This window comes from Arthrobacter ginkgonis (genome assembly GCF_039540195.1).
Lineage (GTDB): Bacteria > Actinomycetota > Actinomycetes > Actinomycetales > Micrococcaceae > Zafaria > Zafaria ginkgonis.
Genome location: NZ_BAABEO010000023.1, coordinates 110,368 through 125,662, shown reverse-complemented (window position 1 = coordinate 125,662; position 15,295 = coordinate 110,368). Strand labels below are relative to the sequence as shown.

General features: G+C 71.9%; 13 protein-coding genes. 4 read left to right on the top strand and 9 right to left on the bottom strand.

From position 1 onward, the window contains the following. Nucleotides 1-44 precede the first annotated feature (44 nt). The gene (locus tag ABD912_RS16770) at nt 45-689 is read left to right on the top strand and encodes a VOC family protein (RefSeq protein ID WP_345152575.1); all 645 of its coding nucleotides are present in this window, start codon (nt 45-47) and stop codon (nt 687-689) included. Nucleotides 690-902: 213 nt separating this feature from the next. On the opposite strand, the gene ABD912_RS16765 is transcribed toward ABD912_RS16770, so the two are convergent. Beyond that, nucleotides 903-1,751 (bottom strand): CPBP family intramembrane glutamic endopeptidase, encoded by an 849-nt coding sequence (locus tag ABD912_RS16765; RefSeq protein WP_345152574.1) that lies wholly within the window; start codon nt 1,749-1,751, stop codon nt 903-905. Between the two features lie 95 nt (nt 1,752-1,846). Here ABD912_RS16765 and ABD912_RS16760 point away from each other — a divergent pair, with 95 nt between their 5' ends. Next, the gene (locus tag ABD912_RS16760) at nt 1,847-2,791 is read left to right on the top strand and encodes a phosphotransferase family protein (RefSeq protein WP_345152572.1); all 945 of its coding nucleotides are present in this window, start codon (nt 1,847-1,849) and stop codon (nt 2,789-2,791) included. A gap of 151 nt (nt 2,792-2,942) precedes the next feature. On the opposite strand, the gene tpx is transcribed toward ABD912_RS16760, so the two are convergent. From tpx to ABD912_RS16745, 3 genes are all read right to left on the bottom strand, one after another. Continuing rightward, on the bottom strand, nt 2,943-3,440 hold the full coding sequence (gene tpx, locus ABD912_RS16755; RefSeq protein ID WP_345152569.1) for a thiol peroxidase: 498 nt from the start codon (nt 3,438-3,440) through the stop codon (nt 2,943-2,945). A 67-nt stretch (nt 3,441-3,507) separates the two neighbouring features. Then, complete coding sequence (locus ABD912_RS16750) at nt 3,508-4,122, bottom strand: YdeI/OmpD-associated family protein (protein WP_345152568.1); 615 nt, start codon at nt 4,120-4,122, stop codon at nt 3,508-3,510. 134 nt (nt 4,123-4,256) lie between these two features. Then, the gene (locus ABD912_RS16745; protein ID WP_345152567.1) at nt 4,257-6,536 is read right to left on the bottom strand and encodes a bifunctional SulP family inorganic anion transporter/carbonic anhydrase; all 2,280 of its coding nucleotides are present in this window, start codon (nt 6,534-6,536) and stop codon (nt 4,257-4,259) included. Nucleotides 6,537-6,910: 374 nt separating this feature from the next. Between ABD912_RS16745 and ABD912_RS16740 the strand changes: the two genes are divergently transcribed. Both ABD912_RS16740 and ABD912_RS16735 read left to right on the top strand, forming a co-directional pair. Beyond that, complete coding sequence (locus ABD912_RS16740; RefSeq protein ID WP_345152565.1) at nt 6,911-7,177, top strand: hypothetical protein; 267 nt, start codon at nt 6,911-6,913, stop codon at nt 7,175-7,177. Between the two features lie 240 nt (nt 7,178-7,417). Continuing rightward, nucleotides 7,418-8,791 (top strand): MFS transporter, encoded by a 1,374-nt coding sequence (locus tag ABD912_RS16735; protein WP_345152564.1) that lies wholly within the window; start codon nt 7,418-7,420, stop codon nt 8,789-8,791. Between the two features lie 52 nt (nt 8,792-8,843). On the opposite strand, the gene hutI is transcribed toward ABD912_RS16735, so the two are convergent. The 5 genes from hutI to ABD912_RS16710 form a co-directional block, all read right to left on the bottom strand. Further along, on the bottom strand, nt 8,844-10,061 hold the full coding sequence (gene hutI, locus ABD912_RS16730) for an imidazolonepropionase (RefSeq protein WP_345152561.1): 1,218 nt from the start codon (nt 10,059-10,061) through the stop codon (nt 8,844-8,846). Then, nucleotides 10,058-11,398 carry a formimidoylglutamate deiminase gene (locus ABD912_RS16725; protein WP_345152559.1) on the bottom strand — a complete coding sequence of 447 codons (1,341 nt, stop codon included), beginning with the start codon at nt 11,396-11,398 and terminating at the stop codon, nt 10,058-10,060. Before ABD912_RS16725 ends, hutI begins: the two co-directional genes overlap by 4 nt. Further along, a complete protein-coding gene (locus ABD912_RS16720; protein WP_345152557.1) occupies nt 11,395-12,672 on the bottom strand; it encodes an allantoate amidohydrolase in 1,278 nt (425 codons plus the stop codon). Before ABD912_RS16720 ends, ABD912_RS16725 begins: the two co-directional genes overlap by 4 nt. Nucleotides 12,673-12,820: 148 nt before the next feature. Then, nucleotides 12,821-14,506 carry a urocanate hydratase gene (gene hutU, locus ABD912_RS16715; RefSeq protein WP_345152555.1) on the bottom strand — a complete coding sequence of 562 codons (1,686 nt, stop codon included), beginning with the start codon at nt 14,504-14,506 and terminating at the stop codon, nt 12,821-12,823. Continuing rightward, on the bottom strand, nt 14,503-15,246 hold the full coding sequence (locus tag ABD912_RS16710) for an IclR family transcriptional regulator (RefSeq protein WP_345152554.1): 744 nt from the start codon (nt 15,244-15,246) through the stop codon (nt 14,503-14,505). The genes hutU and ABD912_RS16710 overlap by 4 nt, the downstream gene beginning before the upstream one ends. Between the last annotated feature and the right edge of the window lie 49 nt (nt 15,247-15,295).

The window sequence follows — 15,295 nt, the reverse complement described above, 5'->3', positions numbered from 1 at the left end:
GGACCTAAGTCGAGACGTGAATCACAAAGTGCCATGATGGGGCCATGATGAGGCTGGACCATGTTTCTTACGCTTGCGGTCCCGATGGGTTGGCCGCTACGGCCGCCCGCATCGGCGAGACCTTGGGGATCGAGTACGTAAAGGGGGGTGTCCATCCGCGCTTCGGCACTCGGAACGTCATTTTCCCGTTGCAGAACGGGCAGTACCTGGAGGTCGTCGAGGTGCTCAACCACCCGGCGTCGGACAAGGCCCCCTTCGGGCAGGCCGTGCGCGCCCGCTCCGAGCTGGGCGGCGGCTGGATGGGCTGGTGCGTCGCGGTGGACGACCTGCTGCCGTTCGAGGAGCGGCTGGGCCGCCAGGCGGTGCCGGGCAACCGCAAGTTCCCGGACGGGCGCGAACTGACCTGGCAGCAGATCGGCATCAACGGCCTGATCTCCGATCCTCAGGTCCCGTACATGCTGCGCTGGGACGACGGCACCGAGGACCTGCACCCGTCCAAGGCGCTGGATCCGGCGGGACGCATCTCCAAGATCACCATCGCCGGTTCCCGCGACCGGGTCCGGGACTGGCTGGGCCAGCCCGAGCAGTCCCCGGTGGGCGACGTCGAGGTCTCCTGGCAGTCCCCGAACGGGACCCCGGGTATCCTCTCCGTCACCTTCACCACCCCCAAGGGCGAGGTCGAGCTCTAGGCCGGGGGGCCTGCTCACCACACCACACGCACGCACCGCACCGCATAAAGGCACGACGGCGGCACCCACCCGGGTGCCGCCGTCGTTGTTCCGCTGGCGCGCCGTGCGGGGGCCCGCTTTCCCGCGCGGCACCCGCACTTACGCGTCAGGATTCCGCGCACACCCGCACTTACGCGTCACAATTCCGCGACTTCACAATTCGGCGAAGGGGACTCAGGTGCCCAGGCCGATGGCCGGGCCGAAGAGGGCGAAGCCGACGAACCCGGCCGCATCCAGCAGGGCGTGCGCGATCACCAGCGGCATCACCCGCCGGGTTTTCAGGTACACCCAGCCGAACACCAGGCCCATGACGAAGTTGCCGATGAACGGGCCCACCCCCTGGTAGAGGTGGTAGCTGCCGCGCAGCACCGCGCTGGCCAGCAGCACCTGCCAGGTCCCCCAGCCGAGGCGGGGCAGGCGCTCGAACAGGTAGCCGATCACGATCACCTCTTCGACGATCCCGTGGCGCACGGCCGAGAGCAGCAGGACCGGCACCGTCCACCAGTACGGGTCAAGCGCGGCCGGCACGATCGCCGTGGTCACGCCCAGCGCGCGCCCGGCCGCGTACACGCCCAGCGTCCCCAGCCCCATCGCCGCGAACAGCCCGAAGCCCAGCCCGGCGTCCCGCCACGGGCGGCGGGCATCGAACCCGATCCTGCGGAACGGGTTGCCGCCGGGGACCTGCCAGAGCAGGAAGAACACCAGGGCCACCGGCACCAGGGCGAAGAAGATGTCCAGCAGCTGGTAGGTCAGGTCGAAGTACTCGCGGGCACTGAGGCTGTTGTTCAGCGTGGTGGTTTGCCCGGCCAGCGGGGCGCGGGTGGCCTTGTCCAGCAGGTTCACCACCGAGTACACCGCGGACTTGCCCAGCGACAGGCCCAGCACCAGTCCGATCTCGATCCACAGGTACCGCCGCGGCTGGGACACGGACGGCGGCACCGGCCAGTCCGCGGGCGAGGGCCGGGGCACGGCGGCCTCGCCCGGACCTGCGCCGGGATTTGCCGTGGGGTCTGCGCTGCTCATGCGCCCGATCCTAGCCAACGGGCCTGTGTGTCCGCGGTGGGCCGGCCCTTCCGGGACAACTCCACCGGGACAAACGTTCCGGGACAATGGGAGGCATGGCCCGCCCACCCCTGCCCGCCGAGACCGCCCTGGCCGCGGAGATCTTCCCCGGCCCGGACTGGGCGTCAGGCACCGTCGAGGAGGGCGGGCAGTCGCACTTGGTGCTGGTGGCCCGCGGGGAGGCCGTGCTGCGCATGGCGCGCACCCCCGAGGCGGCGGCAGACCTGGGCCGCAGGAGTGCGCTGGTCGACGAGCTGGCCCCGCAGCTGCCCTACCGGCTTCCCCGTACGCTGGCGCCGCCCTGGCGCGCGGGGGGCCGCGCCGCCGTCGTGCAGGAGTACGTGCCCGGCGCCGCGCACCCGCCACACGGCCTTGCCCACTGCGACCCGGCCCACTGCGGCGACGCGCGCGTGCTTGCCGCGCTGGTCCGCGACCTGGCCTCGGTCGACGTCGGGCCCCTGCGCCCGCTGCTGGCCGAACCGTTCGCCTTCCGCGGCGCCTGGACCGCGGAGAAGACGGCGGCGGTGCTCGCGGCCCTGCCCGCCGGCCTCGCCGCGGATGCCGCCACGGTGGTGGAGGCCGTCCGGGCGTTCGCGGACGCCGCGGACGGATGGGGCCCGGACGCGCCGCCCGGTACGGCCGGACTGGTCGGGCTGGTCCATGGGGACCTCGCCGGGTGCAACATGCACTGGGCCGAAGGACGGGTGGTCGGGATCCTGGACTGGGACCTGGCGGCGGCGTGGGACCCGGCGCTGAATGCCGCCTACCTGGGCCTGTGGCACGGGCGGGACGTGCTGCCGGCGATCGCGCGCGACGCCGGGGAAGCCGCGCGGGCGGAGGTCTGGATCGGGGCCATGGGCCTCGATGCGCTGCACGACGCGCTGCAGCGCACGGACAATCCGAAGCTGGGCAAGCTGCTGCGCAAGGTCGCGCCGCGGATCAGGCTGGCCGCGCAGGCCGCCGATGCCGCCCAGGACTCCGTGGGGGCTGGCGTTCGGTAGCCGGCGGCCAGGCGGCGGAATCGCCGCCGCGCGGGTCCTGCCCAACTGGGCCGCACTCACCATGCCCCACCCGTGCCGCTCCCACCCGAGCACGCGCAGGGCCCCGGACCGGCGGTCCGGGGCCCTGCGCGATGGTGCGGAGGTGGTGCGGTTAGTTCAGCGCGGCGACGGCGGCGTCGTAATCCGGCTCCTGGCCGATTTCCGGGACCAGCTCGGAGTGCAGGACGGTGCCGTCGGCGTCAACCACCACGACGGAACGGGCGTTCAGCCCGGCCAGCGGGCCGTCTGCCATCTTCACGCCGTAGTCCTCGCCGAAGCTGGAGCGGAAGGTGGAAGCGGTGAGGACATTCTCGATGCCCTCGGCGCCGCAGAAGCGGCCCAGCGCGAACGGCAGGTCGGCCGAGACGCACACGACCGTGGCGTTCTCGAAACCGGCGGCCAGTTCGTTGAACTTGCGCACGCTGGCGGCGCAGACGCCGGTGTCGATGCTCGGGAAGATGTTGAGCACCACGCGGCGGCCGGAGAGCCCGGCACTGGCGACGTCGGCCAGGTCGGCGCCGGTCAGCGTGAAGTCGGGAGCGGCGGCGCCCTGCGCGGGCAGGTCGCCAATGGTCTGGACGGGGGTTCCCCGGAATGCGGTGTTAGCCATGTTCCATGTCTACCACGCGGCACCCGCGGCGCATTCCACCGCCACCCGGACGGCCTTGCGCGCAACGCTATGCCAGGTCGCCGCCGCGTGCCGTCTCGAATCCGTCCTGCGCGTAGGGCGCCTTGCCCGCGGCCAGCATCTGCACGAACTCGCCGACCTTCCGTTCCCGGGTGGCGGCCTTCTTGACCGTGTGCAGCCGGTAGTAGATCGCGTACCGGTTGGTCGAGTTCAGCCGCCCGTAGGCCTCGCGGGCGGCCGGGTCCGCGTCCAGGGCCTCGAAAAACTCCGGCGGCGGCTCGGCCGACGACGCCCCCGCATAGGCGGTCTCCCAGCGGCCATCGGCTTTCGCGGCCTCGACGGCGGCCAGGCCCGCCGGGCGCATCAGCCCCTCGGAGGACAGCCTCTCCACCCGCTCCACGTTCTTCGCCGACCACTTGCTGGTCCGGGTGCGGGGCGTGAAGCGCAGGCAGTAGCTGTCCTCGTCCCGGCCGGAGAGCTGCCCGTCGATCCACCCGAAGCACAGGCCCGCCAGCACCGCGTCCTCGTAGACCAGCTCCGTGGCGGAGCCGCCCTTCTTGTGCAGCACCAGCCGCACGCCGGGGCTCTCCGCGTGGTGTTCCTCGAGCCAGTCGCGCCAGGCTGCGGCGTCGGGAACCAGGAGTTCGGGCAGTGGGGCGGCCATGGGCCCAGTCCAGCAGATGCCGCCGGCGGGGTCCAGCCCGCACCTGCGCGTCTCTTCGCCGGCTGGCCGCGGGCAGGGGCCTCAGCCTCACCGGGCCGGGCGGCCGGGGAGTTCCCCCGCCGGCCGCCGCGTCCCTACGGGACGGGATCCAGCCGCAGGAAGCCCGTGGAGGAAAGGTGGAGGACGTTCGCGGTGGACAGGTCGTAGAACAGCCCCACCAGGCTCAGCGACCCGTCCTCGATCCGCCGGCGCAGCCGCGGGTGGGCGGCGAGCCTGTCCAGCTGTACGGCCACGTTGACCAGCGCGAGCTGGTCCGCCTCGCAATAGCCCGCGGCGGCGGCGTCCCGGCCCACCGGATGGCCGGCCGCCAGGGCCTCCCGGCTCTCGCGCAATCCGCCGAGCCATTTTCCGACAGGTTGCCCGCCGCCGTCGTGCTCCACGTCGGAGTCCGTGGCGAGCAGCGCCTGCATCGCGCCGCAGTTCGAGTGCCCGCACACGGTGATCGTGCTGACGTGGAGCTTCTCGACGGCGAACTCCAGGGCCGCCTCGAAGGACAGGTCCCTGCCGGAGCGGGCCACGGCGTTCCCGACGTTGCGCACCGTGAACAGGTCCCCGGGGCCGCTCGAGGTAATGACGTTGGGAACGATGCGGGAGTCGACGCACGTCAGGAACAGGGTGGAGGGGTCCTGCCCCTGGGCGAGGGGCTCCGTGTCGTGGCGCACCAGGGCCGCGTTGCGCAGGTGGTAGTTCTGCACGCCGCGCAGGACGGGCAGAGTGTGCGGCCCGGCGGGGCCGGGGGACCCCGCCGCGTCGTCGGGCGCCGCGAAGGTCTGCCACCTCTTCCACGGGGCCAGCCCGCTGCTCAGCGAAGAGCGGGAGATCCAGCGCTTGGGGGCGCCGTCGGCGGCGCCCTCCAGCGGAAACGTCCCGTGGTCCTCGACCGTGACCGTGCCGCCCGTGGCCTCGTGCTGGGCGCGCCAGGCGCCGACGGATTCGAAGACGGACAGGTCCACGAAGTCCGCCTCGATGACGACGGTGACGTGGGCCCCGGCGGGGATCGAGTAGAGCGTGCGGTTCAGCCGCGGAAGGGTCAGGAAGCTGCAGGAACCCTCGATCTCGACCTTCCAGAACGACGACCCGGCACCGTCCTCCAGCCGCACGGCGCGGATGGAGCTGCGCACCACCCGGACCAGGACCAGCAGGACGGCCAAAGCCAGGCCCACGAGCACCCCCTCGAGCAGGTTGGCGAACACCACCAGGGCGACGGTCACGGCGTAGACCAGGAAGTCGCCGGTGCGCAGCGCCGTCTTGATGTGGGCCCACTTCACGAGCTGCACTCCGATGATGACCAGCAGGCCCGCGAGCACGGACTGCGGAATCATCATCAGCACCGGCGCCAGGAAGACGGAGAAGAGCAGGATCCACACGCCGTGCAGGATGGCCGAGGAGCGGGTCCGGGCGCCGGCCTCCACGTTGGTGGCGCTGCGCACGATCACGCCGGTGACGGGCAGACCGCCGAGCATGCCGGAGGTGACGTTGGCCGCGCCCTGGCCGAAGAGTTCGCGGTTGAAGTTGGTGCGTGGCCCGGACTGCATCTTGTCGACGGCCACCGCGGAGAGCAGCGATTCAACGCTGGCGATCAGCGCCATGGTCAGCACGCCGATGCCGATGGCGCCCCACGTGCCTTGGGGCAGGACGGGGGCGCTGACGGCCTCCAGCAGCGAGCCGTCCAGCGCGATGCGCTCCACGGAGTTGCCCCAGGCCAGGGAGAGCAGGGTCGCCAGGACCACGGCGGCGAGCTGGCCGGGGAGCTGCCGGAAGCTGCGCGGGAGCTTCTTCCAGAACAGCAGGACCGCGATCACCACCAGGCCCAGGCCGAGCGCCTGCGGGTTCACGGCGGAAAGGCTGGCGGGGATCGAGGCGATGTTGTCGAACGCGTTGCTGCCGGGCTCGGACCCCAGAACGACGTGGAGTTGCTGGAGCACGATCGTGATGCCGATGCCAGCGAGCATGGCGTGCACCACGACGGGAGAGATGGCCAGGGCGGCGCGGCCGACCCGGCTGATGCCCAACAGGATCTGGAGGACGCCGGCGGCCACGGTGATGGCACAGGTGGCCTGCCAGCCGAACTGCTCGATCAGGCCGGCGACGATGACGGTCAAACCGGCGGCAGGGCCGCTGACCTGGAGTGGCGAGCCGCCGAGGCTTCCGGCCACGATGCCGCCCACGGCGGCTGCGATGAGGCCGGCCATGACCGGCGCCCCGGAGGCGACGGCGATGCCGAGGGACAGGGGGAGCGCCACGAGAAAGACGACGATCGAGGCGGGGACGTCGCGCCGCAGGTCGCCGCGGGAGGGTAGTTGAATGCGGTTGCGGGCCGGGGCGGGGGTGGTGTCGGGAGTGGGTGCTGCCATGGCAGTCCTTCGGTCGGTGTTCTCCCGGAACCGTTGGGCCCGGGCGGACAGAGGCCGCGACGGCCCGCGGAACCGGATCGCACGTCCCTGCGGGCGCTCACCCCGTCCACGGTCGTGGAGGAGGAGGGCGACTGATAGGCAGCAAGTCTACAATTTTTGTGAAATGTAATCAGATTATGTTGAATATGATCGGCATGCGAAAAATCACATCACAAACTGTTGAACCACACCTCCGACATCTGGGTGGCACCCCGGCACGGCCCCGACGGGTGTGGGCAGGCTCCTCGCTCACGTACTCGAGGGCGGCCACCGCCAACGCTGGTGGCGCCGAACGCGCCTTCCTACACTGGGAAGTGACCCAAGGAAGGTGCCTCATGCAGCCAGATGAAAATGCCGTGACAGAGGATCAGGAAAAGGTACTGGGCGAGGTCAAAGCCCAGTTGAAGCAGGCGCATGAGGAGGCGAGATCCAAGCTGTCCGAGGCCGGCCTGCTGGGGTTTGGAGACTGCGAAGAGAACCCCTTTGCCTGCCTGCACCCGGATTGCCGGTGCGAGAACTTCAGTCCCAGCCCGCATGCCGGCGGCAAATGTTCCACCTCCGGGTGCGGCCATGCGTTCTTCCAGCACTGCATCCCCCTCTAGGGATCGTGCCAGCGGCTGCCGGGCAACGCCAGACCGCCCGCTGAGACGGGAAAAGAAACGTTCCAGACCTCAGGATGAGAGGTTGGCGTTGACGCGCATCACCGAAGTGAACCGGCGACCCGTTCCCGTTCGCCGTGCTCCACGAATTCGCTCAGACGGCCCAAACCACCGCGGCTGTGGCAGCACGTTGTGCTGCCCCCTGCGGGGCGAACCGCTTCGGTTCCTCGGAAGGTTCCACCCATGTCCGATAACGCCTCCAATAACGTCCTCGACGACGCTCCCCTGTCGTCGTTCCACAAACGCCTAGCCCTGTTCTCCTCCGGCGGGCCGTTCCTCGACGGCTACGTCCTGTCAATCATCGGCGTCGCGATGGTCCAGGCCTCCCCGGCCCTGCAGATGACCCCGGCGGAGGAGGGCCTGGTCGGCGCATCCGCCCTGATCGGCATCTTCTTCGGCGGCTTCCTGGGCGGCTGGCTCACGGACATCTTCGGCCGCCATTTGCTCTTCACGTTGGACCTCATCGCCATCATCGGCCTCTCGGTGGCGCAGGCCTTCGTCAACGACGTCATGTGGCTGATCGTATTGCGGCTGTTGATCGGCGTCGCGGTCGGGGCCGACTACCCCATCGCGACCTCGCTGCTGGCCGAGTTCGCCCCTCGCAAGTACCGGGGCCCCCTCTTGGGTTTCTTCGTCACCATGTGGTTCGTCGGCGCCGCCGTTGCGTACATCGTCGGCCAGTTCCTGCTGTCCACTCCGGAGGGGTGGCGGTGGATGCTCGCCAGTGCCGCCGTTCCGGGGGTGATCATCGTCCTGTGCAGGATCGGAACGCCCGAGTCGCCCCGGTGGCTGCTGAACAAGGGACGGGAGGATGAGGCCAATGCTGTCATGGTGAAGGTTTTCGGCCCGGGCGCCTCCGTCGCGGAACTGGACGAGGAAGTCCGGGAAAACCTGAACGTCGGAGCCCTCATCCGCTCCGGCTACGGCAAGCGCATGCTCTTCATCACCCTGTTCTGGACCTTTTCGATCGTTCCCCTGTTCGCCATCTATGCCTTCGGCCCGAAGATCCTCGGCGCGCTGCAGCTGGGCGAGGGCGTGGAGCACGTCGGCTCGGCCGTCATCACCGTCATGTTCCTGGTGGGCTGCGTGGTCTCGCTGCTGCTCGTGAACCGTATGGGCCGTCGTCCGCTGCTCATTCACAGCTTCCTCTGGGCCGGCCTGGCAATGCTCCTGCTTGGCCTGTTCCCCACGGCACCGTCCTCGGTCATCATGGCGTTGTTCATTGCCTACGCCGTGTTCATCGGCGGCTCCCAAATCCTGCAGTGGATCTATCCCAACGAGCTGTTCCCAACGGAGATTCGTGGCTCGGCCGTCGGCCTGGCCTCCTCGCTGAGCCGGATCGGCGCCGCCGTGGGAACCTATTTGGTCCCGCTGTCCCTGACCGGGCTGGGCATCGGCCCCACCATGATCATTGGCGCAGTGATCACCCTCGCCGGAGCCGGCGTCAGCCTGCTCTGGGCTCCCGAGACCAAGGGCTTGACCCTGCAGCAGGCCGCCTCCCTGCCCGCCCCCAAGGCGAAGCGCGCACCTTCCCCAAGGCCGCGCCCGTCGACGTAAGGACCGCAACGGGCACAAGCCGCAGGACGGCTCCACGGGCGGCGGCCATCCCCTACCGGGAGACCGCCACGCCCTTGCGCCAGACCGCATGCGTCAGGGGCATGCCCGGCCGGTAGGCCAGGTGCGTGGGGCTGGGGGCGTTGAGCAGCTGCACGTCTGCCCGGTGTCCGACCGCCAGGCTGCCCACCGCGCGCTTCCCGTCGGCGTCCTCCCCGACGTGCCGGCGCAGCGCCAGCGCCCCGCCGAAGGTGGCCGCGCGCACCGCCTCGGCCACGGACAGGCCCATCTGCAGCACCGCGGTGGTGACGCAGAAGGCCATGGAGGAGGTGTAGCTGGTTCCGGGGTTGCAGTTGGACGCGAGCGCGATCTCCACGCCCGCGTCCAGCAGCAGGCGCCCCGGGGCCAGCGGCTGCCGGGTGGACAGGTCGCAGGCCGGCAGGCAGGTCGCCACGGTGCCCGGGGTCCCGCCCCCGGAAGCCGCGTCCCAGCCGCCCCACGTCCCGGCGAGCGCCTCCACGTCGGCATCCTCCACGTAGTTCACGTGGTCCACGCTGGCGGCCCCGAACTCCGCCGCCAGCCGCACCCCGGGTCCCGGGCCGAGCTGGTTGCCGTGCACGCGCAGTCCCAGCCCGGCCGCGCGGCAGGCGTGAAGCACGCGCCGTGACTGCTCTTCGGTGAACGCTCCGCGTTCGCAGAAGACATCGGCCCACTTCACGTAGGGGCGGACCCGCTCCAGCATCTCCCCGCAGACCAGGTCCGTGTATTCCTCCGGGTCAGCGCCGGCCGGGACCAGGTGCGCGCCGAGGTAGGTGACCTCGTCGGCGACGGTGGAGGCGATCCGGGCGTGCCTGGCCTCCTCCTCCACGTCGAGCCCGTAGCCGGTCTTGGTCTCCAGGTAGGTGGTGCCGCCGCGGGCGGCCTCGGCGGCGCGGCCCAGCAGCAGCCGGGTCAGGTCGTAGTCCCCGGCTTCCCGGGTGGCGGCGACCGTGGTCGCGATCCCCCCGGCCGCGTACGCCTGCCCGGCCATGCGGGCCTCGAACTCGGCGGTGCGGTCCCCCGCGAACACCAGGTGCGTGTGGGAGTCCACCCAGCCCGGCAGGGCGGCGCGGCCGCCGGCGTCGTGCGCGGTGTCAGCTGCCGGGGCGGCGGCCGCATCCCCGATCCAGGCGATCCGCTCACCCTCCAGGACCAGCGCGGCGCCGCGCAGCACGCGGGCCTCGGCGTCGACGGTGTGCAGCTCGGCGATGTTGGTGATCAGGATGCTGCTCATGCGAACTCCGGATGCTCGGCCAGGAAGGCGGCGTACAACTCGGCCGGATCGCCGAGCCTGGTGTGGATCCCGTCCCGGGCGACCGTCACGCCGTTGACGACGACGGCGGCCACGTCCGCTGCGGTCGCGGCGAGCGGCAGTTGGGCGGGCCGGGCGCCGGCGGTGCGGACGCTGCCGGTGCGGACCAACAGGTGGTCGTCGTTGGAAGGCAGGCCATCGGTGGAAAACAAGCCCAGGCTGCGCAGCCCGCCCTTCCGGGCGGCGGCGGCCAGTTCGGCCGGGGCGAAGCGGCCGCGGATGCCCGTGCGCAGGCGCTCGCCGTGCTCGAGCGCGCGCATCTCCAGGTAGGGGTCGACGACGGCGTGCTGGTCACTGCCGAGCGCGATCACCGCGCCGGCGTCGGCGAGTTCGCGGGCCGGGCCGATCCCGTCGGCAAGGTCCGCCTCGGTGGTCGGGCACATCACGACGGTGGCCCGCGCCGCCCCCAGCGCGGCGATGTCCTCCCCGGTCAGGTGCGTGGCGTGGACCGCGGAGAGCCGCGGAGAGAGCAGCCCGTGGCGGGCCAGCAGGCCGGTGGGCGTGGTGCCGGTGGCGGCGAGGCAGGCGGCGTTCTCGGCGGGCTGTTCGGACAGGTGCACGTGCAGCGGGGCGCCATCTCCCGAAACGCCGGGCCCGAGGACGTCGTCCAGCCCGGCGGCAATGGCGGCCAGGTCCTCCTCCCCCACGGCGCGCACCGAGTGGATGGCGGCGCCGAGGCTGACCAGCCCCTTCCCGCTGCCCTCCCCAACACCATTTTCTTCGTCCAGCGCGGCGCGCAGCGAGGCCAGGCGCTCCAGCCAGCCGGCGGCGTCGCCGTCGGTGAAGCGGGCCTGGGTCGGGTTCAGCGGCAGCGGGGCGCCGGAAGCGTCCAGCCCGCCGCGCAAATAGCAGGTATCCAGCAGGACCAGCCGGATCCCGGCCGCCTTCGCGGCGCGGGCCAGCGCGCGTTCCATGGCGTGCCCGGACCAGTTTCCGGCGGCGCTCCCGGCGGCCCCGTACGGGACCCCATCCGGGCCGTGGTGCAGGTAGTGGAACTCCCCCACCGCGGTCCACCCGCTGACCACCATCTCGGCGAACACCGCGGTGGCGAGCTGTTCGTATCCGGCGGGGTCCAGCCGTTGGGCCGCGGCGTACATCTGGTCCCGCCACGTCCAGAAGGTTCCGGCCCCGCCGGCTTCGCCCTCGTGGGTGCGCCCGCGCAGGATCCGGTGGAAGGCATGGGAGTGGGCGTTGACCGGGCCGGGAACGCGGAGCAGGCCCTCCCCCGCCGAATCCTTCCCCGCCGGTCCCGTGCTCACAGCAGGTCCTCCAGCGCGTCGGCGAGCGCCACCACGCCGGCCTCGGCGTCGTCGTCCTCCACGAATTCCTCCGGCGAGTGGCTGATGCCGGTGGGGTTGCGCACGAAGAGCATGCCGGTGGGAACCACGGAGGCCAGCACCCCGGCGTCGTGCCCGGCACCGGTGGCCAGCACCGGCGCACCGGGCACCGTGCGCCGGACGGAGTGCTCCAGCGAGCGGGCCAGGGCGGCGTCGAAGTGCACGGTGCCGCTGTAGGACTCCTCGAACAGTTGGGCGGAGCAGCCCTCGAACGCCGCGATCTTCTGGGCCTGCCCGTGAAGGCGCTCGACGAGGTCCGCAACCACCGCGTCCTCCGGGTGCCGGACGTCCAGCCAGAGGTCCACCCGGGAGGCGATGACGTTGGTGCCGCCGGGGACAGGTTCCAGCCGCCCGACGGTCGCGCGCGCCCCGGGGACCGCGGCGGCGAGCTTGCGCACCGCGAGCACGATCTGCGCGGCGGCGACCATCGGATCGGCCCGGTCCTCCATCAGGGTGGTGCCGGCGTGGTTGCCCTGCCCGGTGACGGAGATCCGCCAGCGGCCGTGGCCGAGGACCGAGGACCCCACGGCGACGGCGGGCCCGCGGCCGGCGTGATCGGTGAATTCCGCGGAGTTCAGGCCGCGGCCCTGCTCCACATGCAGCTCCACGAAGTCGCCGATGCGTCCCAGCGCCGCCTCGTCCCGGCCCATCCGGTCCGGGTCCAGTCCGTGGGCGCGGGACACGTCGGCGAAGGTGTTCCCGTCGGCGTCGCGCAGGCGAAGCGCCTTGGCCGGGTCGATGGCCCCGGCCAGCAGGCGCGAGCCCAGGCACGCGACGCCGAAGCGGCTGCCCTCCTCCTCGGGGAACACGGCGACGGCGAGGGCCCGGTTGCGGTGCAGCGCGCCGGATTCCTCGCGCCGGCGCAGCAGGTCGACGGCGGCGAGTGCGGAGGCGACGCCGAGCGGGCCGTCGAACGCGCCGCCGCCGGGGACCGAGTCCAGGTGCGAGCCGGTGACCAGCGCGCCGCGGCGCGAGGACTCCGGCAGGCGGGTGCCGCCGTCGTGCAGGTCCCACCAGGCCCAGAGGATCCCGTTGGCGTCCGTCTCCACGGCCAGCCCGCGCGCGGAGGCCTCGGCGGTGAACCACTCGCGCAGGTCCTGTTCGGCGTCGGTGTAGACGGCCCGGCTGTAGCCGCCGCGGCGTTCGTCGCGGCCGGTGTCGGCGATGGCGGCCATGAGGCCGGTGATGGTGGACAAGACTGCTCCTTGGCTATTCGGGCGACGGGAAATGAGGTGCGGCAGGGTCCGCGCGAGAGAGCGGCCAGGGGTCCCCGTGCGCGGAGCGTGCGGGGCAGGCCGCGAACGGGCGACGGAGCCGACACGCCAGAACCCTGCGCCACCCTCCTCACTCTGCCATCGGGATGCGGACGCCGCGCTCGCGGGCGACCTCGGCGGCCCGCTCGTACCCGGCGTCGACGTGGCGGATCACGCCCATGCCGGGATCGTTGGTCAGCAGGACCTCCAGCTTGGCCGCGGCCAGGTCGGTGCCGTCGGCCACGGAGACCTGGCCGGCGTGGATGGAGCGGCCGATGCCGACGCCGCCGCCGTGGTGGATCGAGACCCAGGTGGCGCCGGAGGAGGCGGCGGTGAGCGCGTTCAGCAGCGGCCAGTCGGCGATGGCGTCGGAGCCGTCCTTCATCGCCTCCGTCTCGCGATACGGGCTGGCCACGGAGCCGGAGTCCAGGTGGTCGCGACCGATCACGATGGGGGCCTTGACCTTGCCGGTGCGGACCAGGTCGTTGAACAGCAGGCCGGCCTTGTGGCGCTCGCCGTAGCCGAGCCAGCAGATGCGGGCGGGCAGGCCCTCGAACTCGACGTGCGCCGCGGCGGCGTCGATCCAGCGGTGCAGGTGGGCGTTCTCCGGGAAGAGCTCCTTGAGCGCCTGGTCGGTGACGCGGATGTCCTCCGGGTCCCCGGAGAGAGCGACCCAGCGGAACGGGCCCAGGCCCTCGCAGAAGAGCGGGCGGATGTAGGCCGGAACGAAGCCGGGGAACTCGAAGGCGCGCCCGTAGCCGCCCTTGCGGGCCTCGTCGCGGATGGAGTTGCCGTAGTCGAAGACCTCCGCGCCGGCGTCCTGGAAGCCGACCATCGCCTCGACGTGGCGGGCCATGGAGGCCTGCGCCAGCTTGGTGAAGCCGATCGGATCCGCGGCGGCCTCGGCCGCCCACTGTTCCACCGTGTACTCGACCGGCAGGTAGGAGAGCGGGTCGTGGGCGGAGGTCTGGTCGGTGACGACGTCGACGGTCAGTTCCCCGGCCTGGTGGCGGCGCAGGATGTCGGGGAAGACCTCGGCGGCATTGCCGACGTAGCCGACGGAGAGCGCCCGCTTCTCCGCCTGGGCGGCCAGGACCTTGGCGATCGCGGCGTCCAGGTCGGTTTCGACGTCGTCCAGGTAGCGCTTGCCCAGGCGGCGGCGCAGGCGCTCTTCCGAGACGTCGACGATCAGCACGGCCCCGCCGTTGAGGGTGACGGCCAGCGGCTGGGCCCCGCCCATGCCGCCGCAGCCGCCGGTGAGGGTCAGCGTGCCGGCCAGGGAGCCGCCGAAGCGCTTGTTGGCGACCGCGGCGAAAGTCTCGAAGGTGCCCTGCAGGATGCCCTGGGTGCCGATGTAGATCCAGGACCCGGCGGTCATCTGCCCATACATCATCAGTCCCTCGGCCTCCAGCTTGCGGAACTCGGGCCAGGTGGCCCAGTCGCCGACCAGGTTGGAGTTGGCGATCAGCACGCGCGGGGCCCACTTGTTGGTGCGGAAGACGCCGACGGGCTTGCCGGACTGGACCAGCAGCGTCTCGTCCTCCTCCAGGTCGGCCAAGGTTTTCACGATCGCGTCAAACGCCTCCCAGGAGCGGGCGGCGCGGCCGGTGCCGCCGTAGACCACCAGGTCCTCGGGGCGCTCGGCGACCTCGGGGTCGAGGTTGTTCATGAGCATGCGCAGCGGGGCCTCGGTCTGCCAGCTCTTGGCGGTCAGCTCCGTGCCGCGCGGGGCGCGGACGGTGCGGGAGGGGTCGTGCTGGGTGAATCCGGTGCTCATTCCTGGTCCTCCAGATGGGTGGGGGTGGGCAGATGGGTGGGGGTTGGCAGCTGGGTGCCGGCGGGAAGTGGTGCGGGGCCGGCCGGGGCCTCCAGCAGGGATCGCGCCTCCGCGGCGACCAGCTTGCCGATGCGGGCCACCTCCTCCGGGCCGGTGCGGTAGGAGGGTGCGACGACGGAGAGCGCGGCGACCACGCGCGCCGCGCCACCGGTTCCGGCCATGACCGGCGCGGCGATGGCGGTGACGTCCCGCTCGACGCCGCGGTCCACGACGACGTAGCCCGCCTCCGGCGTCTGCCCGCGCAGCACGGCCCCGGCGGCGGTGCCCTCCAACGGGATGGACCGCCCGACCCAGGAGGTGTGGCGCACCGAGTGGGTGCCCTCCTGCACGGCGATGTAGATGCCGAGGTCGTTGTCGCCCGCGGCGGGCACGTTGAGGTAGGCGGATTCGCCGGTGCCGGCGACCAGCCGGAAGAGGGGCTCCTGGGCGAGCGAGACCAGCGACTCGTGGCTGAGCGCCTGGGCGCCGAGCTGGACCAGGCGCATGCCGGGCCGGTAGCCGCCGTCGTCGTCCCGGCGCACGAAGCCGCTGGCCTCGAGGGTCCGCAGCAGGCGCAGCGCCGTCGAGGCGGAGAGCCCGGTCCCGCGCGAGGCGTCGGCGAGGCTGATCTGCCCGGCGTCGCACACGGTGCCGAGCAGCTGCAGCGCCCGCTCGACCGTGCGGGTCGAGGCTTCGGCCATGGGTCCTCCTGGGTCGGGAACCAACCGGCAGACCTTGCCACCAGTCGGC

Excerpts from the sequence above, each read along its gene's own strand:
- ABD912_RS16770 (WP_345152575.1), top strand. The coding sequence starts at position 45 with ATGATGAGGCTGGACCATGTTTCTTACGCTTGCGGTCCCGATGGGTTG.
- ABD912_RS16765 (WP_345152574.1), bottom strand. The coding sequence starts at position 1,751 with ATGAGCAGCGCAGACCCCACGGCAAATCCCGGCGCAGGTCCGGGCGAG.
- ABD912_RS16760 (WP_345152572.1), top strand. The coding sequence starts at position 1,847 with ATGGCCCGCCCACCCCTGCCCGCCGAGACCGCCCTGGCCGCGGAGATC.
- tpx (WP_345152569.1), bottom strand. The coding sequence starts at position 3,440 with ATGGCTAACACCGCATTCCGGGGAACCCCCGTCCAGACCATTGGCGAC.
- ABD912_RS16750 (WP_345152568.1), bottom strand. The coding sequence starts at position 4,122 with ATGGCCGCCCCACTGCCCGAACTCCTGGTTCCCGACGCCGCAGCCTGG.
- ABD912_RS16745 (WP_345152567.1), bottom strand. The coding sequence starts at position 6,536 with ATGGCAGCACCCACTCCCGACACCACCCCCGCCCCGGCCCGCAACCGC.
- ABD912_RS16740 (WP_345152565.1), top strand. The coding sequence starts at position 6,911 with ATGCAGCCAGATGAAAATGCCGTGACAGAGGATCAGGAAAAGGTACTG.
- ABD912_RS16735 (WP_345152564.1), top strand. The coding sequence starts at position 7,418 with ATGTCCGATAACGCCTCCAATAACGTCCTCGACGACGCTCCCCTGTCG.
- hutI (WP_345152561.1), bottom strand. The coding sequence starts at position 10,061 with ATGAGCAGCATCCTGATCACCAACATCGCCGAGCTGCACACCGTCGAC.
- hutU (WP_345152555.1), bottom strand. The coding sequence starts at position 14,506 with ATGAGCACCGGATTCACCCAGCACGACCCCTCCCGCACCGTCCGCGCC.
- ABD912_RS16710 (WP_345152554.1), bottom strand. The coding sequence starts at position 15,246 with ATGGCCGAAGCCTCGACCCGCACGGTCGAGCGGGCGCTGCAGCTGCTC.